The organism is Roseibium aggregatum IAM 12614 (genome assembly GCF_000168975.1).
Taxonomy (GTDB): domain Bacteria; phylum Pseudomonadota; class Alphaproteobacteria; order Rhizobiales; family Stappiaceae; genus Roseibium; species Roseibium aggregatum.
On the sequence record NZ_AAUW01000026.1, the window covers coordinates 47,285 to 64,889 of the forward strand.

Sequence of the window (17,605 nt, forward strand, 5' to 3'; positions counted from 1 at the left end):
TAGCGGCCTTGGCTACTGGAGCTTTCGAAGCGGCGGATTTCGCCGGAGCAGCTTTGGTGGCACCAGCTTTTCTGTCCGAGGGTTTCCCCGCTGTCCCGGCTGAGGTTTTCTTATCTGTTGCCTTGGCAAGTGCTGCTTTCGCGACCGATGCCGCCGGCTTCTTTGCCGCAGGTTTGGTCGCAGAAGACTTTGATGCCCCAGAAGCTTTTACAGGCGCTTTTGCGGTGGCCTTGACGGTGGCCGGCTTTCCGGCTGAAGCCTTCCCGGGAGCCGCTTTTGCTGCGGCCGGTTTGGCGGACGTTGTCTTGGTAGCCGCAGCTTTGCCAGACGTCGAATTTGCAGGAGTTGATTTGGAGTTTGCCGGCTTTCCGGCGGCAGGTCTGGACGCAGCCGCGCGCGTTGTTGTCTTGCGCCGTGAGGCCGGCTTTGCAGCGGTCTTTGCCGCCGGTTTCTTCGGCGCACCGTCGTTGGTGTCGTCGGTCATATGCGTAACTCCAATCCTATCCGATATGCCGCCCTCGCCTTATCCGGAGGGTCCGGCCCATTGGGGTATCCTTCATACAGAAAAGCGCACTAATTGCGCCTAAGTAACGTGTGGCTGGTTTCTGCAGGAATTTCAAGTCTTCCTGAAAGCAGTTTATTCAAGGAAAGACAAACGATCTTCTCAGGACCTCGTGAGCAAAAGACAGGCCTTTGCTTGAAAAAACAAGAGACGGCGGCGAAAAAGTCCGCCGCCGCCATTTTTCATATCCTGAACTTCAGAGTGTTTGCGACACCGAGAAAACATCATCCCGCGCCGCTGGCACTGCCATCGGGTCCGGCAAGCCGGCCGCCGACAGAACGCCTTCCAGCCCGGCAATATGCCCGGAAGCAAACTCCAGGGCGAGAAACCGGTGATCGTCCACCGGGCCCGGCAGGCCGACCTTGTCGAGAAGACCAGCTACAAATCCGAAGCGCGCGTAATACGGCTGGTCGCCGACCAGGATCACCGACCCGTGGCCATGCATGGCTGCCTGGTTGAGGGCGTGCCGCATCAAGCGGTCTCCGACCTTCAGCCCCCGGCAGCCAGGATCGACGGCAAGGGGTCCGAGCAACAAGCTTTGTGAGCTGTTGCGGTCCGCCACAGACCAGAGCCTTACCGTTCCGACTAGCTTGCCAGATTCGTCGATCGCAGAAAATGCGAAGACCGGAAGCCGGCCTTCACGCAGACGCTCGGAGGTTTTCCTGAAGCGGTCCTCACCGAAGCAAAGGTCAAGCAGACCCTCGCGGGCGCCGGTGTGATCCGGCGCCTCGTCCACAATATCAATCATGGCACTTGCCTCAGATGACGAAGGACGCCAGCGGCGCAAAGCCGTTGAAGCCGACCGTGGAATAGGTCGTGGTGTAGGCACCACAAGCCTCGATCAGCACCTTGTCGCCAATGGACAGGCTCACCGGCAGTTCGTACGGCGTCTTTTCGTAAAGAACGTCGACGCTGTCGCAGGTCGGGCCGGCCAGCACGCAAGGTGCGGTGATGTCGCCGTCGCGCGGGGTGCGGATCGGATAGCGGATTGCCTCGTCCATGGTTTCGGCCAGGCCGTGGAACTTGCCGATATCGAGATAGACCCAGCGCACGTCGTCGTTGGCGGATTTGCGCGAAATCAGAACGACTTCAGCTTCGATCATGCCGGCATTGCCCACCATGCCGCGGCCCGGCTCGATGATGGTGGACGGCAGACGGTTGCCGAAATGCTTGCACAGCGCCTGGAAGATCGCTTCGCCATAGGTCGAAACGCCCGGGACGTCTTTCAGGTAACGGGTCGGGAAGCCCCCACCCATGTTGACCATTTTCAGTTCGATACCGCGGAGCGCCATTTCCTGGAAAACGCCTGCTGCCATGGCGAGAGCGAGATCCCACGCCGTGAGGTTGGCTTGCTGGGAGCCGACATGGAAGGAGACGCCGTGGGCAACAAGGCCGAGCCGGTGCGCGTGTTCGAGGACGTCGGGCGCCATTTCGGGGTCGCAGCCGAACTTGCGGGAGAGCGGCCATTCGGCGCCGACTCCGTCGCACAGGACGCGGCAGAAGACTTTGGAGCCAGGGGCAACGCGGGCGATTTTTTCAACTTCTTCGACACAGTCGACGGCGAAGAGGCGGACGCCATATTGATAGGCACGCGCAATGTCCTTCTCCTTCTTGATGGTGTTGCCGTAGGAAATGCGGTCTGCGGATGCACCGGTTGCCAGAACCATTTCGATTTCGCCGACAGAGGCGCAATCGAAGGAGGAACCGAGGCTTTCCAGGAGCGACAGGATCTCAGGTGCCGGGTTGGCTTTCACCGCGTAGTAAACGGAGGTGTCCGGCAGGGACTTGGCAAAAGCTTCAAAGTTGTCGCGCACGATGTCGAGATCGACAACAACGCACGGGCCATCTTCGTCACGTCGGCGGAGGAAATCGCGGATACGGTCGCTCATTGGGAAGGTTCCCTCTTTCTCAATCTCAGCCGCAGGCGCGCATATTTCCTTGGCTCGCGCGCTGCGTTCACGTCGCAGGGTGCTGCAAAGCGCACCGGGCCTCCCCCGGGATGGAACCGGAGGCCGGGTTGACTGCAGCGACGGTTGGGCGATGCGACTGCCAAGCAGCACAAAGCTTTCCCGCGTCGGGAAATGCCGTTGATTGGATCGGGAGAACCGAACCGCACGTCGGGCAATGATGTAACAAGTGCCTCTTCAGTGACGCCGGAGGTTGGATACCCCGGCAGAGACCAAAAAAGCCCTCTTACGTCGTTGCTTTAAGCCGTCCGGATTTCAACTGCCCCGCCCCTTGGCGGATTGTCTGGCAGCGGTCCCTTAAGAGATGTCTTGTTCGACATCCCATGGACGACCACGGGCACGTGCGAATTTGGGCAAGGCGTATATGCGCCCGTTCGCCCCCTGATGCAATAGGAAATTTCCAGTTGCAGACTGTTTTTTTCATGTCGAACCGGTCAAGGCGCCTTTCGACCCGAAAGCCTTGCCCGGCTTTAACTATTTCGTAAAAATTGTGACAGTTCCGGCAGGCGTTTTCCCTGTCTTGCCCATGCCCCCAAGCGCCTTGCGTCATTGACTCGCGAACAGCAAGCAGCCAGACAAAACTTCCAACATCCACCAGACCAAATCAGCCTGTCGGGAAAGGCAATCGCATGAAGATCGGGAAACTCGACCACGTCAATCTGCGCACCACGCGGCTCGACGAGCTGATTGCCTGGTATGGCGACATTCTGGGAATGAAACCGGGCCCGCGCCCCGACTTTGCCTTTCCCGGGGCTTGGCTCTACGCGGGCGAAGATGCAGCCATTCATCTGGTCGGCATGGAAGGACCGGAGGCCACCGGGGCCGAAACCAAGCTGAAGCTGGAGCATTTCGCGTTCACGGCGTCCGGCCTCGAAACTTTCGAAGCCAGGCTGAAAGAACGCGGCGAACGTTACCGCCGCTCCGTTCAGCCCGGCACGGGAACAGTTGCCATCAATGTCTGGGATCCGGACGGCAACCATATCCACGTCGACTTCACCCCGGAGAACTGAGGTCTGGGCCGAACCTAGAACGACTCGAATCGGATTTGCTCCTGCAGCACGCCCTCGCGCTGCAGTCCCTCCTCCAGTTCCGCCAGAAAGGCCGCGGGTCCGCACAGGAGGTACCGGGTGTCTGCCCTCCCCGAAAGGGCCACGAGACCGGCAGCCGATATCCGGCCGGCATGATCGAAGTCATAACCCGGAACATCCAACGGCAGCGGACGGGTGTAGTGGGTTATGATCTGAACATTCGGCTTGTCCTTTGCCAGGGCCTGCACTTCCTTTCGGAAGGCATGATGATCGCCGTCGCGGGCGCTATGCACGAACCACACAGGACGCGTTCCCTCCTCGCCAGCCAACTGATGCAGCATGCTCAGGAGCGGCGTGATGCCGATGCCCGCACTTGCCAGCACAAGCGGGCTTTTTGCGTCTGGCAGGGCAAAATCTCCAGACGGCCTTCCGGCATCCAGAAAGCCGCCAACCGGAAAGACATCGTGCAGGATGCGTGAGACCAGCCCTTGCGCCTCCCGCTTCACGGATATCCGGTAGCGGCCGTCGGACGGATCGCCGGAGAGCGAGTAACTCCGCTGAACCTTGCCAAAGCCGCCTGGCAGATGGAGTTCCAGCGGCAGATGCTGGCCGGCCCGAAACGCTGGCAACGCCCCGCCATCGCGTGCCTCGAATACGAACGACGTCACATCCGCGCTTTCGTTGTGCCTGGAGGCCAGACGCAAGGACCGGATCGCATCGGCATCTCTCTGCCAACGCAGATGAAGCGCGGACGTCAGTTCGACGATGCTCTCGATTTCGAACGACACCAGTTGGCGTGCACCGGGAACCTTCGCCGCTTCCACCTTGTCCCAGATTATCGTCGCCCGGCCCGTCATCTGCAGCAGACTGCCGGTGGTAAAATCCAGAAACAGCAGACCGGTGCGCGGGTCGTTCTGGATGTTGCCCAGAGTGTTGTAGAACTGGTTGCCGGCATAGTCCGGAAACCGCAGGGTGCGGTCACCCAGCACCTCGACAAAACCACGCTCGCCGCCGCGGTGGCTGATGTCCATGCCGAAAGCCGGATCATCCCCCTCGCCCCGGTACCCGGTTGCGATGAAGAACGTATCTGCCGACTTGATCCACTGCTGCTGCGACGCACTCAGTATGGCGCTGCGTTGGGCCTTGGCCGTGGTTTTCTCTGCACTCCAGCGGACATCCCGCGCCCTGATGTATTGCGGGCAATTTCCGAAAGACTGGCCAACCGAGAAGCCGAAGCCTTCTGCCCCCGCACGCGAGATTTTGCCGTTCACCCGGTTGCGCCGCCGGGTCGCAAGCTCAATGCCGATGAACCCGACATCGGCTCCTTCGGAAAAAGCGCCCTCCAGCGCATCGCCCTCGACCGGCTGCGCGGCCACTGTCAACGACCGTGCGTCGGGCGAGCGCACAAATCCCGGCCAGCCTTCCAGGATCGTCGCCCACGGGCGGCCATCGGCATCTCTTGCCGATGCGACCATGAACATCTGCGCCTCGAAAAACGCGCGGTGCTGATCGGGCATGGACTCGCGGATAGCACCGCGCGCCCACAATTCGACATTCCTTTCGCCAAGGCGCTCCTGAACCTGTCTTTCGCCATCGTGAAAGGGCGAGCGGTTTTCCGGCCGGTTCCCGGCTGCATCCGTCTTCAACATCCTGGTTTCCTCTTGGGCTGGAGATGCGTGGGAGAAAAAGCGACGGGACCGGGCACGCCCGCGGTGCGCCCGGTCCCGCTCAACATTCGTCAAGAAATCAGGCGGCAAGGCCTGCCTTGCTCGCCGGCATGGCAACAAAACCCGGCAGGGACTCGACGCGCTTCAAAAGACCACGAATGCGCGGATAGGGTTCCAGCGAAACATTGCCCTCCGGCGCATGAGCCGTATAGCTGTAGATGGCGATGTCGGCGATCGTCGGACGGTCTCCAACGAGCCATTCGCGACCATCGAGATGGGCTTCCAGATTATCAAAAGCCACCTTGGCAACAGACTTCGCGCGTTCCGCGTCAAGCGGCGCTCCGAAGACCGTGATCAAACGTGCCGCGCCCGGTCCGCTGGCAAGTTCACCGGCGGCAAAGGCCAGGAAGCGGTGCACTTCCGCTTCCAGATACGGATCTGTCGGCAGCCAGTCCGGCGCATATTTGCGGGCCAGGTAGACGAGGATCGCGTTTGAATCCGCCAGAACGGTCGAGCCGTCTTCAATGACCGGAACGAGGCCTACCGGATTGAGTTTCAGGAACGGGTCGCGCTTGTGCTCGCCGTTGACCAGGTCGACTTCGACAAGCTCGTAGTTGATGCCGGTAAGGCTCGAAAACAGTTCCACCCTGTGGCAGTGGCCGGAGAGCGGAAAACGGTGGATCTTGATTGCGGTGGACATCGCCAGCTTCCTCTTAGCTTTAAAAATCTTTCCGCGGCCGAAGCGCCTTGGTTCGGTCCGCTGTCCGCAATATGTCACTCGCCCTGATTGGAAATAATCTTCGAATTCATTCAATGATTATGTACAATTCGAAGACAATAACCTGACGCGCTGCATCCACCGAGGACAACAGAGATGGACAAGATCGAAACCATGCGGGCCTTTGTGGCTGTGGCGCAGGAAGGGTCTTTCACCGCAGCCGGGCGGCGCCTTGGCCTATCGACGAAACTGGTCAGCAAATACGTGCAGCACCTGGAAGGCCAGTTGAAGACACAGCTCTTCAACCGCACCACGCGCAGTGTTTCCCTGACCGATGTCGGAGCTGCCTATCTGGAGCATTGCCGGCCGATCCTGGAACAGCTCGATGATCTGGATTCGCTCGTGCGCGAGCGTCAGGGCGCACTGGCAGGCCAGATAAGACTGACCGCACCGACCGGCTTCGGCAGCACACGGCTGAGCGAGGCGCTGGTGCCCTTCCTGCGCAAACATCCGGATGTTGAACTGGACATGCGGCTGACAGACCACCGACTTGCTCTGGTGGAAGAAGGTCTCGACCTGGCGATCCGCATCGGTGCCTTGCGGGACTCCACCCTGATCGCCCGCAAGCTTGCCGGTATGCCGCTGGTTCTGTGCGCCTCGCCGGATTATCTGAAGCGGCATGGCAGACCGCAGGATCCCAGAGCCCTGTCGACCCATGTCTGTCTTGTCGACAGCAACCAGACGGAACTCAACATCTGGCGGTTTCATTGCGGGGGCGAAGAGCATGTCGTCCGGCTGTCAGGAGCCGTCCGCTCCAACTCGCCCGGCGCTCTGGCCCACATGGCAATGGGCGGTCTCGGCATCACCATCGCGCCGCTGTATGCCATCGAGGACGCGTTGAAAGACGGGCGGCTGGAGCGCGTACTTCCGGACTATGAGACAGACACCTTCGGCCTTTATGCGCTCTATCCCCCCAACAGACACCTGACCCGGCGTGTGCGCGCCCTGATCGAGCATCTGGCGGCAGAGTTCAGCTCCCGCTGGCCGGACTGACCGGAGACGGCCTCACAGGAAAGAACAGCTCGAAGGAAGCGCCATCAACGCTCGGAAGCAGGCGGATCGATGCGCCATGGGCCTTCAGAAGAGCCTGCACGATGCCAAGTCCCATGCCGGTGCCGCCACTTTCCCGCCGGGTGGTAAAAAACAGATCAAAGACCTGGCCCTGATTTCCCTCGGAAATCCCCTCACCATTGTCGTTCACCTGAACGGTGAGGCCTTTCCCCGCCTGCTCGGGAATGATTGCGACCCTGGAAGCGCCGTGCCGGCGGGAATTGTCGATCAGGTTCTCAAAGACGATCCGGGCATTTTCCGGCGACATCGGCAGGTCCGCCTCGCTGGTCAGGTCGATTTCCAGACCCTCGAGACGATGTTTGAGCGCGGCAGCGACCTCGCTCAGCCGGCAACTGCCACCGATCTCGACGCTGTCGGCGCGGGCAAGATCGCGCAGCCGGTTGAGCAGTTTCGATGCCCGCTCCGTATCGCGCAGGATATTGCCGAGAAATTTGTCGCGTTCCTCGGGGCTGAGATCGCCGCCGCCATCTTGCAGCAGTTCCGCCGCTCCCTGAATGGCCGTGAGAGGCGTCTTCAGCTCATGGGTTACATGATTGGCAAAGGTGGAAATATAGTCGTTACGTTCGAACAGCTTGCGGGACATGCCCAGCATGCTTTCCGACAGCGCATGGATCTCGCGGTTGCCGTGAATGGCCAGCGGCTTCAAGGCCTCCCGGTCGCCGTTGCCGATGGCAAGCGAACGGCGGGTAAGCGCCTTGATCGGCCCGGTGATCGCGCGGGCAAAGATAAAGCCGACGACGAATGTCGCGGCCAGCACGAAGACCGCCACCCAGAACACAGCCTCGCGTTTCAGGAACATTTCCTTGAGGATATTGCTGGGTGTTCGAGAGGCATAAACGATGCCGGCAACCCTGTCGTTCAAGATAATCGGCATTGCGACAAAAACGCGAACGCTTGTTCCCCGGCTGATGGAATAGATCGGCTGCGGATTGTCGACGATGCGCTCGCGCAGCGCAGAGGCATAGCGCCCGGTAAGCGCCTTTTTGACCTCCTCCACATGCGCAAGAGACAGACCGATATCCTCACGCCCGGCGATGATCACACCATTGAAATCGAGCACCCGAAACCCGGCAAGTGTCTTCTTCTGCGTCTCCAGCAGAATGCGGTCCACGGATTGTCCCGCTTCCAGATATGCCGGATGCGGCGGGACGCCGGCAGGCTGCGGAGCCTTGCGGCGAGGCAGAACCGGCGTGCGTGTCAGATCCAGTTCCGGAAGCTGCGGCGCCCAGCTTCCACCCGGTTGGCGCAAATAGATGCTGCGGCTGCCCGGCACCTCGGCCGCCCTGGCGACCTCTGCTCCCAACGGCAGGCCGTCCTTCCCGACTTCCTCAAGACGCTGTGCCGTTGCCGCTGCAATCGCCGCGGACTGGCCGATCAGTTCGGCTTCCGTCGTCTCGATGAGCTGGTTTTCATAGACCCGGAAGAAGGCGATCCCGGCGAGCGGCACCAGCAGCATGATGCCGAGAACCCCCGCCACCACGAGGGACAGCGGCGGCCGCCATTTGTCTCGGAAGGTGCGGGACAAAATCATCCGCCGTTCCCAGCCTCCACCCGGCACGGCCCGAGCCGGAAGCCGACGCCATGCACTGTCTCTATGGCATCGCCGCAACCGGCGCTGCCGAGCTTGGCGCGGATGTTGCGGATGTGACTGTCAATGGTGCGGTCGGAAACGTGGATATTGTCCCGATAGGCGCTCTGCAGGATCTGCTCCCGGGTGAAGACGATCTTCGGCCGGGCCAGCAGGGTGGCCAGGATATCGAACTCGATGGCCGTCAGCGTCACCGGCGTTTCAGCGACGCTCACATGGCGCTGCGACCGGTCAAGCTCAACCGCGCCGAAACGTAGCGCGGGAAGATCCTCATCTGTTTGGGCAGCCGTCAGCCCACCATAGCGTTTAAGAATCGCGCCGACCCGTGCAATCAGCTCGCGCGGGCTGAAAGGCTTGGTCACATAGTCGTCCGCGCCAAGTTCCAGCCCGACGATCCTGTCGATCTCGTCATCGCGTGCCGACAGAAACAGGATCGGCACCTCGGACGTGCGGCGCAGATGCCGGCAGACGTCCAGCCCGTCCATTTCCGGCAGGCCGATATCCAGAACGATCAGGGACGGATTGCACAAAAGCGCCTTGTCGAGCGCTTCCTTTCCGTCGGCGGCGACTTCGAACACGTAGGACGCTTTTTGGAGCGCGAAACAGATGACGTCCCGGATATGCGGGTCGTCATCGACAACAAGAATGGTTTGACCTGGCAAATGTTTCTTCCCGAAAAATGGCTCCCGCAGTTACCTGCGGAAGCGTTACCAATAGCGAAGCGCGGGTCAGGTTTCCAGCCACCAGCCATCGCGGCGCAATGTGCGCGGCAAGGCAAGATCCAGCTCACGTGGCTTGGCCTCCTCACCACGGGACCGGAAACCCCGAACCCTGTCCCGCAATCTGCGGAAGCTAATTGCCAGTTGACGCCGGAAACGGGCAGCCACAGCCAGAAGAACCAACATGACACCCAGTATGCCTTCCGGCTCCGGCGCGGAACTGCCCGAAAGGTTCAGTGACGGATAGGCATTGGTCGAAACGCCTGCAACCTGCGGCAAGGGCACGTTTCGGTGAGAGGCTGTCGCCGGCGCGCCATTCACCACCTTTTCAGAGACTGCGACAAAGGACGTAAACCGGGTCTGGAGCGAATAGGTCAGGCCCAGATCGACGATTTCCTGCTTTAGCTGCGTGTCGGTGCTGCCACCGATCGTATAGGCGCGCTCCTTGTCGAAAATCTGCTCGCGCGCCCAGATCAATGGCAGGGCCCGGCTGGAAACCGCACTGCCATCGACAGAGGACTTCAGGTCGATTTCAAGCGGCAACCTGGCTGCATGGCCGTTGACCAGACCGTTGATGAAAATCGTGTGCCTGCCACCGGCGGTGTATCGCCCCATCACGCGCACCGAGCCACCTTCGAACAGATCCGGAATCCGGGCCGGGCTCTGTCCCTCGACCTTGAGACCGTTCCAGTCGATGGAAATGTCCGTCAGTAGCGGCGTCTTCAGGTTTGCCGCAAGACCTTCCGCCGCTTCGCCGGCGTCTTCTCCCAAAGCGACATAGCGGGCATAGCCCCTGCCCTCTGTGGCCATCGCGTCCAGCAGGAACCGGTTGACCGAGTTGCCAACGCCGAAGGCATAGATGCGCGCCTTGCCGATGCGGTTCGCGATACTTTTGATCACGGTCGCCTCATCACCGATATAACCATCGGTCAGGAAGACAACGATACGGGTGGTGTTGTCCGGCTGCGCCTGGTCGAAGGCGGCGTTGACGGCCTGGTTGATTTCCGTCCCGCCACCGGCCGAAAGGTCTGCCACGAACTTCAAGGCCTTCTGCTTGTTTCGTTCGGTCGCCAGAACAGCCTGTCCGGCAAACTGGGATGTGTCGTTGGAAAAGTGGAGAATGCGGAAATAATCATCCGGGCGCAGGGCCTTGATTGCCGCCGTCATGAAGGTCTTGCTCGCTTCAATCGGCTGACCGCTCATGGACCCGGATGTATCCAGCACAAAGACAAGCTCGCGCTGGCCGATCATGTCTTCGGCCGGCAGTTTCGGCGGCTCGATCAGCAGCGAAAAATAACCACCACCATCGGCTTCGTACCGGGACGAGACTCCGGCGGCGACATCGCTCTGAGCGGCAAGCTCGTAACGCAACACGAAATCCCGGTTGTCGATGGCCCTGCCGGACTTGAAGCGGACTGTCTGCATGTCGCCCTTGCTGGAAACCTCCAGTGCATGGGTATCGCTGGACAGCCGCGAGACAGGCATCGGTGCCTTGAGAGCAAGCTCCAGCGACACCCGTTTCGGATCGATTTCCTTTGGAGCGTTCTGCCCGATGACCTTGGGATAGGCCGGAAGCCTGTCGATCTGCCAGCCGGAAACTGTTTCGCTGTGCGTGAACGCTGCAGGTTTAGCAGAGACAGATCCGTCCCTTGGGTATTCAATGTCGCCATATCCAGGACCGTCATCCTCAGCGCCACGCTTGTCCTCAAGGTTCTGCGACGGCTTGAGGACGGCTTGTGCGCCCGGCCCTTCATAACGCGGCCCCACCACCATCGGCATCACCAGCTCATAAGCGCCATCGATCTTGGGAACGCTCTGGGCGTATTCCAGCGTCACCTTCACCGGGCGGCCAGGCATCAGATGGGCGATGTCCTGGGTAAACATGTTGGGCCGGTGCTGCGTCAGAAGGGCCGCGGCCTTGCCTTCCCGTTTTGCCTTCTCGAAGGTTGCTTCGGCATCTTCCTTCTTCTTCATCCGCGCCACGATGGTCTCGCCGTCGAGATCCATCCGCATGGCGTGGATGGCAGCCTTCTGGTTCAGTGGAAACAGGTAGGTCGCATTGAGTGGCAGTTTGGTCGGGTTCAGGAAAGTCTGCGTCAGCTCCACGTGGGCGACATCACCGTCAACCTCGACCCTGTAATCGGCTTTCAGAAGCGGCAGATGGATCTCCTTGCCGCCAGCAGAGGCAACCACGGTGCCCGACAGATCGTCGAGATCAGGCTCGGCGGAAGCTGGCAGCGTTGAAAGCGTGCCGAGGACAATGACCAGCGGTGCTGCCAGATTTAACTTTAGAGACCTGGCAGACGCCAATTTGGACAGGAACGTCATATGCGTTTCTCCTTTTGGTCGGGGGCAATGCCGGACGTGCGGGTGTTGAGATCAAGCGCGGCCCCGGCAGCAGCCTCGAAGGCGGCGCGTCGCGGCTCGTCCAGTGTCCAGGGCGTGATCCGCTGGATGCTGGTCCAGGTGGTGCCGGGCCGCTTCAGCCACAGCCAGATCGCCTCGGCGACGTTGTGGGTCGTCTCACCGGTGCTGGATGTGAATGTGACGGCAACCCGCCAGTCGCCTCCGGTTTCCGACCGGGCGCGGTAGAGCGCTGTCGGGACAGGTTCAAAACGGGAACCAAGGAAGGTCACGTTGAAGCCGAGCCCGCGCAGGCAATCGTCCGGCGCATGCAGGTGGCGCAGCGGCGAGGACGTATGCACCAGCGTCAGGGCCATCGGCCCGTAACGCCGCTTCTGGGCTTGGCCGCCATATTGACGGAAATAGTGCTCCTCGATGGGCAACAGGGCTTCGTCGACCCCGACCTCACCCGCCAGCGTCAAAGGCAGAGGTTGCGGCCGGGTTGAAGCCGACACATCGAGGGCCTGCCGCGGCAGACTGACGATGAAAAGGGCAAGGCTCAGGAACACCAGAGCGCACATTTTCCGCATGGGCCGCGACATGACCGGCAGATTGAAGAAAGCCCGGGAAGCTCTCCACTCAGCGGGGCGTGGCTTGTAGAAAGCCAGCACCGGAGCCATCGACAGAAGAAGCGTCACATAGCCGATAAGGTCGTGCAGCGGCTGCGCCATGACATCGGCCCCGAAGACATTTCCTGGATAGGCAATGCCGACGGCAAGCAAGGAAATGCGCAAGGAATTGCCGATGAGGCTCAGCCCCAGTGCAAGTCCGGTCCACAGCGCCGCCGTCAGCAGGTTCGGCCGGTAAAGCGCATTCAGGATGACCAGAAAGGCCATGGCCAGCATCAGCCCGGATGTGCCCGAACACGGCAGGTCCACCAGAACGTCCTTGCCGGCAAGGTCGATCCGGATGCCCGAACAGGAAAGGTCTGAAAAGAAAAGACCAAGGCCGCCGCAGGAGAGTTTTGCCGACAGTTCCTGCAGCGGATAGCCGAGCAGCCTCTGGAGAATGCGCTCGACCGGCAGCGTGAACAGAAACAGGACGGACAGCCAGAATGGCGAAACGGCCCGCAGCCTCTCCCCTGTTCGCAACAGGGTCGCCAGCGCAAAGACATCGATTGCCAGCGCCACTCCGCCGATCACGTTGATCGCCAGAACCTGGCTTGCAAGCCGGATCAGCGCGGAACCCAGCAGAAGCAGAACGGCCATCTGCCTGTGGCCAATCGAGTTCTGCCGGACCGGGCTCGTCAGCGACCAGAACGCCAAAGCCGCCAGCGCGGCCAGATAGAGCGCGCCGGTCGATGGATAGGACGGATCGGTCCAGGTGCCGATCAGCCAGCGCAGCGGCTCATAGGCAAGGATCAGCGAGGCCAGGAGAAAGGCCAGAGAGGGCGGGGAAGATTTTGCCAGGCGGGTCATGGCACCTGTTGTGCCAAGCCCGCTTGCAGGCCCTTGTCAGCCTATGTGCAGATTTTGCGCATTTTGCCGCTCGCCTGCCCGGAAACGCCCACCCCGGAGGCTTTGCCCCAGGATACGATGACCGGTCGTTCCAGACCGTCCAGAGGCATGATCCTGCAGTCGATCCCAAAGACGGAAGAGATGATCTCCTCCGTCAAGACCTCTGTCGTCGGCCCATTGGCTGCAATCCGTCCCTTTTCGAACAACACCACATGATCGGCATAACGCATGGCCATGTTGAGATCATGCAGAACAATGACGAAGCTTCGGTTCTCGGAGCGGCTCAGGTGCATGACGAGATCCAGCAGTTCAAACGCATGGGCAATGTCCAGATGATTGGTCGGCTCATCCAGAAAGATCCGCGGTGCATCCTGCGCCAGTGTCATGGCCACCCAGGCCCGCTGGAGCTGGCCGCCGGAAAGTTGCGCCAGCGCCCGGCCTTTCAGGTCCGCCATTTCGGTGATGTCCAGTGCCCGGTCGCAGGCTGCCCTGTCCGCGGCCGACGGGCCGCCGAACCGGCTGCGATGGGCGAACCGTCCCATCAGCACCAGATCGCCGACGGAAAGGTCGGACGGGGCGTCGGGCGACTGGGATAGCATGGCAACCTGGCGCGCCAGATCTTTCTGTGTCCAGTCACCAAGCATCCTGCCCGCGATTTCCACTGTCCCGCCATCCGGCCGGTGCAATCCGCGCATCACTTTGAGTGCCGTCGACTTGCCGCTGCCGTTTGGTCCGCAAAAGGCGATGATCCTGCCATCGGGCAGGTCGAGGCAGACCTCGTTCAGCGCAGGAGCACCATCATAAGCGGCGCTGACACGGTCGAGACTGGCCAGAGTGTCAGGCATGGGATTGCCGTCCTTTTACAAGCAGGTAGAGAAACAGCGGCGCACCGACGAGCGCGGTCAGGGCGCCTGCGGGCAGTTCCAGCGGCGGCGCGATGATCCGGGCAAGCGTGTCGGCCGCCAGCACCAGGAAGCTCCCGGTCAGAGCCACGGAAAACAGATATCCGGACCGGAACTGACCGTGAAAGATCCGCGCCACATGCGGCGCAACCAGACCGACGAACCCGATGGCACCGACATGGGCCGTCGCCATGGCTGTCAGGAAAACCGCAACCGCCAGCAGGCAGACCTGCGCCCTGTCCAGCGACAGTCCGCTCACGGCCGCACTTTGCGGATCCAGCACAAGCTGCCGGATGGTGAGCCGTTGCAGCAGCAAAACGGGTATGACCGCGGCAAGTCCGAGGCCAACCGCAAGGACATCCTGCCAATGCGCAGCTCCGACAGAGCCCGTCAGCCAGGTCAGCGCCTGACTGGCCCGGTAGACCGGGCCCAGAATGATCAGCAGAGTGACCGCTGCCTTGGCGAGTGCGGCCAAGGCAATACCATACAGGATGATCTTCAGCGGCTTGCTGCTTCCCCGGTCAAGAGAAGCAAGCGCAATCACCAGGGCACCGAACGCCGCCGCCCCGGCAATGGCGGCCAGAGGCTGCCAGTGAATGGAAACGGTCAGATTGTTCGCCTGGTCAGAGAACAGCCACAAGAACAGCACCACGCCGACCGCCGCGCCGTCGGTAATGCCCAGAACGGAGGGCGATGCCATCGGGTTGCGCACGACCCGCTGCAGCAAGGCACCGGCAAGGGCGAGCGCGGCTCCTGCCAGTATGGCAAGGGCGACGCGGGGCAAGCGAAGTGTCCAGACGATCACCTCGTCCATGCGGCTGCCCTGCCCGGCTAGGGCTGCCACCACGCGATCGGGTGGCATGAAGCTGGAGCCGATGCCTGTTGCTGCCAGCGTCAGCACAGACACGAGCAGCATGACCGGCAGCAGCCGAACGAGGGCGGAAACGCCTGCCATCATGCCGCCAGCCCTTTCCGCCTGTGCAGCAGATGTATCAGCATCGGCACACCGACGAGCGCAAGAACGGCACTCATCGGCGCTTCGCCCGGCGCAACGATGATGCGCGCCAGAATATCGGCGAGAACCGCAATCAGGGCTCCCATCAGAAGAGAGAGGACGATCAACTGCCGTGTCGACGGCAAGGCGCCGTCAGTCAGGCGGCGCGCCAGATGCGGGGCAACCAGCCCCAGAAACAGCACCGGCCCGGCCATGGCCACCGCACCTGCCGCAAGCAGGGCCGCAAGCCCAAGCGCTGCCAGCCTGACCACACCAACATTGACCCCGACCGACCGGGCACTGGCATCGTCCAGACGCAGCACGTCCAAAGGCGTTGCCAGAAGGAAACTGCCCACGGCTCCAATGAGCAGCAGCGGCACCCCGAGTTGCAATAGCCCGATTGGCCGGTCGGAAAAGCTGCCCGACAGCCAGAACAGCAGCGTTTCGAGTGCGGTTTCATCGATCAGGAGCAAGGTTTGCGTGAAGGACGCCAGCAGAGCGGCAACGGTAAAGCCGGCCAGCAACGTGGTTGCCGGATTGCCTGCACCGCCAGTGGACGCTGAAATCGAAAACACCAGGGCCGTTGCCGCCAGCGCTCCCATCACCGCCGCAACGCCGATACCGGCAAGGCTTGCCACGCCGAAGACCGTCACTCCGAAGGTCACGAACAGCGCACCGCCCGCATTGACACCGAGCAGGCCGGGTTCGGCCAGCGGATTGCGCGTGACCGATTGCATCAGCAGGCCGGACAGACCGAGCGAAGCCCCGCAAACCACGCCGATTGCGGTCCTGGGAAGACGCAGCGTCGTCACGATCAGCGCATCGGCGCCCTCGCCCCCCATAAGCGCGGCAAAGACCGTCTGAGGCGTATAAAACGTCAAACCGGCATGCAGACTGAAGACGACAGCCGCACACAGCGCCAGACACAATGCAATCGCCGTCCGCCTCATGCGCCTTCCTCTCTCCTCCGATTGACAAATCTTCGGCCCGTCCATACACGGATTTAATACTGGAGGCAAATAGTCAACTTTTTGGAGGAATTCTAATGAAGACCTGGTCACGCCTGCTGTGTGCCTTGCCCCTGTTTGCGATGCTCGCGACAAGCCCCGCTCTTGCCCGCGACATCACCGACAGCATGGGCACCGTCACGGTGCCGGACGCGCCGAAACGGATTGTCGTCCTGACGAATGAAGGCACCGAAGCTCTGCTGGAACTTGGAGTAACGCCAGTGGGCGCAGCCAACTCCTGGCAAGGTGATCCCTGGTGGGATCACATTTCCGATGCCATGGAAGGCGCGGAACCCGTCGGCATGGAAAGCGCAATCAACCTGGAACTGGTCGCGGCCCTCGAGCCGGATCTGATACTGGCCAACAAACAACGGCACGAGGAAATCTATCCGCAGTTGACCGCCATCGCGCCGACCGTCATGTCCAGGGAATTGCGCGGCGACTGGAAGATCAACTTCCGCCTATATGCCGAAGCCCTCGGCAAGGAGCAGGAAGCGGATGCAGCCATCGCCGATTACGATGCGTCTGTCTCGGAACTGCGGGAGAAACTTGGTGACCACCTCAACGAGGAAGTCTCGGTGATCCGCTTCGTTCCCGGCCAGATCCGCATCTATCAGCTCGACAGTTTTTCCGGTGTGCTTCTGAAAGACATCGGCTTTCACCGGCCGGCCAACCAGAATGTGGAAGAATTCGCTATCCGCACCGGCAAGGAAAGCATTCCGGACATGGATGGCGACCGGATCTTCTATTTCACCTATGACAATGGCGATGGCAAAGGCACGTCCCTGGAAGAAGAAGTGCTTGCCGATCCGCTGTGGCAGTCCCTTTCCGCCGTCAAGGCCGGCAAGGTGCACCAGGTCAGCGATGCGATCTGGAACACGGCCGGTGGCATCCTGGCAGCAAAGCTGATGCTTCAGGACATTGCCGGCATTTACGGTCTCGACTAGAAAACAATCCGGCTTCCGCTCCAGCGGAAGCCGTTCCGACACAGGCACCGCCCTGAGATTGCGGATCAGCGGGTTCTCACCGGCACCGACCGGCTTCCTTGCTGTCCGTCATTGAAAAAAGAAGGGTAAGCCATGACCTCCGACACTCCCTCGCGGCTGCGGCTCGGCCGCATCGCCGCAACACTTGGCGTAAGTGATATCGAACGTTCCCATGCGCTCTACCGGGACATTTTCGGCCTGGAAAAAGTGTTCGAAAACGGCGATCCAGTTGGCTTCATGATCCTGAAAAAGGACGAAGCCGAATTGCACCTGACACTCCAGAAAGGCTACCGGGCTCCGTCATTCAATCAGGCCCACATGATGGTGTCCGACGCCGACGCCGCCTGCCGGGCCTGCGAGCGCCATGGATTGCGCATCGTCAAACGCCTCCAGAACAAGGACTACGGCCTCAGAGCCTTCGTCTTCGCCGATCCGGATGGCAACCGGATCGACGTCGCGGAGGCAATCTGACCAAA

At 61.2% G+C, this 17,605-nt stretch carries 16 protein-coding genes; 5 read left to right on the forward strand and 11 right to left on the reverse strand.

What is annotated here, in order from left to right; all coding sequences use genetic code 11:
- The first annotated feature begins 56 nt into the window (after positions 1-56).
- Complete coding sequence (locus SIAM614_RS27045) at positions 57-587, forward strand: hypothetical protein (RefSeq protein WP_157140118.1); 531 nt, start codon at positions 57-59, stop codon at positions 585-587.
- 171 nt (positions 588-758) lie between these two features.
- On the opposite strand, the gene SIAM614_RS27050 is transcribed toward SIAM614_RS27045, so the two are convergent.
- Complete coding sequence (locus tag SIAM614_RS27050) at positions 759-1,310, reverse strand: GNAT family N-acetyltransferase (RefSeq protein WP_006939505.1); 552 nt, start codon at positions 1,308-1,310, stop codon at positions 759-761.
- Between the two features lie 10 nt (positions 1,311-1,320).
- On the reverse strand, positions 1,321-2,451 hold the full coding sequence (locus SIAM614_RS27055; RefSeq protein WP_006939506.1) for a type III PLP-dependent enzyme: 1,131 nt from the start codon (positions 2,449-2,451) through the stop codon (positions 1,321-1,323).
- Positions 2,452-3,158: 707 nt separating this feature from the next.
- Here SIAM614_RS27055 and SIAM614_RS27060 point away from each other — a divergent pair.
- Positions 3,159-3,539 carry a VOC family protein gene (locus tag SIAM614_RS27060; RefSeq protein ID WP_006939507.1) on the forward strand — a complete coding sequence of 127 codons (381 nt, stop codon included), beginning with the start codon at positions 3,159-3,161 and terminating at the stop codon, positions 3,537-3,539.
- A gap of 14 nt (positions 3,540-3,553) precedes the next feature.
- On the opposite strand, the gene SIAM614_RS27065 is transcribed toward SIAM614_RS27060, so the two are convergent.
- Both SIAM614_RS27065 and SIAM614_RS27070 read right to left on the reverse strand, forming a co-directional pair.
- The gene (locus tag SIAM614_RS27065; RefSeq protein ID WP_006939508.1) at positions 3,554-5,206 is read right to left on the reverse strand and encodes a pyridoxamine 5'-phosphate oxidase family protein; all 1,653 of its coding nucleotides are present in this window, start codon (positions 5,204-5,206) and stop codon (positions 3,554-3,556) included.
- Between the two features lie 97 nt (positions 5,207-5,303).
- A complete protein-coding gene (locus SIAM614_RS27070; protein ID WP_006939509.1) occupies positions 5,304-5,924 on the reverse strand; it encodes a glutathione S-transferase family protein in 621 nt (206 codons plus the stop codon).
- Positions 5,925-6,098: 174 nt separating this feature from the next.
- On the opposite strand from SIAM614_RS27070, the gene SIAM614_RS27075 reads away from it, so the two are divergent.
- Positions 6,099-6,995: a LysR family transcriptional regulator gene (locus SIAM614_RS27075; protein ID WP_006939510.1), complete on the forward strand. Its 897-nt coding sequence runs from the start codon at positions 6,099-6,101 to the stop codon at positions 6,993-6,995.
- Here the strand turns inward: SIAM614_RS27075 and SIAM614_RS27080 are convergent.
- The 7 genes from SIAM614_RS27080 to SIAM614_RS27110 form a co-directional block, all read right to left on the reverse strand.
- Positions 6,973-8,604, reverse strand: a complete 1,632-nt coding sequence (locus SIAM614_RS27080; protein ID WP_006939511.1) for a sensor histidine kinase — start codon at positions 8,602-8,604, stop codon at positions 6,973-6,975. The two genes, SIAM614_RS27075 and SIAM614_RS27080, sit on opposite strands and share 23 nt — an antisense overlap.
- Positions 8,601-9,323, reverse strand: a complete 723-nt coding sequence (locus SIAM614_RS27085) for a response regulator transcription factor (protein WP_006939512.1) — start codon at positions 9,321-9,323, stop codon at positions 8,601-8,603. Before SIAM614_RS27085 ends, SIAM614_RS27080 begins: the two co-directional genes overlap by 4 nt.
- A gap of 66 nt (positions 9,324-9,389) precedes the next feature.
- On the reverse strand, positions 9,390-11,708 hold the full coding sequence (locus SIAM614_RS27090; RefSeq protein WP_006939513.1) for a VIT and vWA domain-containing protein: 2,319 nt from the start codon (positions 11,706-11,708) through the stop codon (positions 9,390-9,392).
- Entirely contained in the window at positions 11,705-13,201 is a 1,497-nt protein-coding gene (xrtT, locus tag SIAM614_RS27095; RefSeq protein WP_006939514.1) for an exosortase T, read from the reverse strand. The genes SIAM614_RS27090 and xrtT overlap by 4 nt, the downstream gene beginning before the upstream one ends.
- Before the next feature lie 41 nt (positions 13,202-13,242).
- Complete coding sequence (locus SIAM614_RS27100) at positions 13,243-14,085, reverse strand: ABC transporter ATP-binding protein (protein WP_006939515.1); 843 nt, start codon at positions 14,083-14,085, stop codon at positions 13,243-13,245.
- Positions 14,078-15,100, reverse strand: coding sequence for a FecCD family ABC transporter permease (locus tag SIAM614_RS27105; protein WP_006939516.1), 1,023 nt, complete (start codon positions 15,098-15,100; stop codon positions 14,078-14,080). Before SIAM614_RS27105 ends, SIAM614_RS27100 begins: the two co-directional genes overlap by 8 nt.
- Positions 15,097-16,086 (reverse strand): FecCD family ABC transporter permease, encoded by a 990-nt coding sequence (locus SIAM614_RS27110; RefSeq protein WP_006939517.1) that lies wholly within the window; start codon positions 16,084-16,086, stop codon positions 15,097-15,099. Before SIAM614_RS27110 ends, SIAM614_RS27105 begins: the two co-directional genes overlap by 4 nt.
- A gap of 95 nt (positions 16,087-16,181) precedes the next feature.
- On the opposite strand from SIAM614_RS27110, the gene SIAM614_RS27115 reads away from it, so the two are divergent.
- Both SIAM614_RS27115 and SIAM614_RS27120 read left to right on the forward strand, forming a co-directional pair.
- The gene (locus tag SIAM614_RS27115) at positions 16,182-17,090 is read left to right on the forward strand and encodes an ABC transporter substrate-binding protein (RefSeq protein WP_006939518.1); all 909 of its coding nucleotides are present in this window, start codon (positions 16,182-16,184) and stop codon (positions 17,088-17,090) included.
- A gap of 132 nt (positions 17,091-17,222) precedes the next feature.
- The gene (locus SIAM614_RS27120; protein WP_006939519.1) at positions 17,223-17,600 is read left to right on the forward strand and encodes a VOC family protein; all 378 of its coding nucleotides are present in this window, start codon (positions 17,223-17,225) and stop codon (positions 17,598-17,600) included.
- Positions 17,601-17,605 lie beyond the last annotated feature (5 nt).

Coding starts and splice junctions, on each gene's coding strand:
- SIAM614_RS27050 (WP_006939505.1), bottom strand. CDS start 1,310: ATGATTGATATTGTGGACGAGGCGCCGGATCACACCGGCGCCCGCGAG.
- SIAM614_RS27055 (WP_006939506.1), bottom strand. CDS start 2,451: ATGAGCGACCGTATCCGCGATTTCCTCCGCCGACGTGACGAAGATGGC.
- SIAM614_RS27060 (WP_006939507.1), top strand. CDS start 3,159: ATGAAGATCGGGAAACTCGACCACGTCAATCTGCGCACCACGCGGCTC.
- SIAM614_RS27065 (WP_006939508.1), bottom strand. CDS start 5,206: ATGTTGAAGACGGATGCAGCCGGGAACCGGCCGGAAAACCGCTCGCCC.
- SIAM614_RS27070 (WP_006939509.1), bottom strand. CDS start 5,924: ATGTCCACCGCAATCAAGATCCACCGTTTTCCGCTCTCCGGCCACTGC.
- SIAM614_RS27075 (WP_006939510.1), top strand. CDS start 6,099: ATGGACAAGATCGAAACCATGCGGGCCTTTGTGGCTGTGGCGCAGGAA.
- SIAM614_RS27080 (WP_006939511.1), bottom strand. CDS start 8,604: ATGATTTTGTCCCGCACCTTCCGAGACAAATGGCGGCCGCCGCTGTCC.
- SIAM614_RS27090 (WP_006939513.1), bottom strand. CDS start 11,708: ATGACGTTCCTGTCCAAATTGGCGTCTGCCAGGTCTCTAAAGTTAAAT.
- xrtT (WP_006939514.1), bottom strand. CDS start 13,201: ATGACCCGCCTGGCAAAATCTTCCCCGCCCTCTCTGGCCTTTCTCCTG.
- SIAM614_RS27100 (WP_006939515.1), bottom strand. CDS start 14,085: ATGCCTGACACTCTGGCCAGTCTCGACCGTGTCAGCGCCGCTTATGAT.
- SIAM614_RS27105 (WP_006939516.1), bottom strand. CDS start 15,100: ATGATGGCAGGCGTTTCCGCCCTCGTTCGGCTGCTGCCGGTCATGCTG.
- SIAM614_RS27110 (WP_006939517.1), bottom strand. CDS start 16,086: ATGAGGCGGACGGCGATTGCATTGTGTCTGGCGCTGTGTGCGGCTGTC.
- SIAM614_RS27115 (WP_006939518.1), top strand. CDS start 16,182: ATGAAGACCTGGTCACGCCTGCTGTGTGCCTTGCCCCTGTTTGCGATG.
- SIAM614_RS27120 (WP_006939519.1), top strand. CDS start 17,223: ATGACCTCCGACACTCCCTCGCGGCTGCGGCTCGGCCGCATCGCCGCA.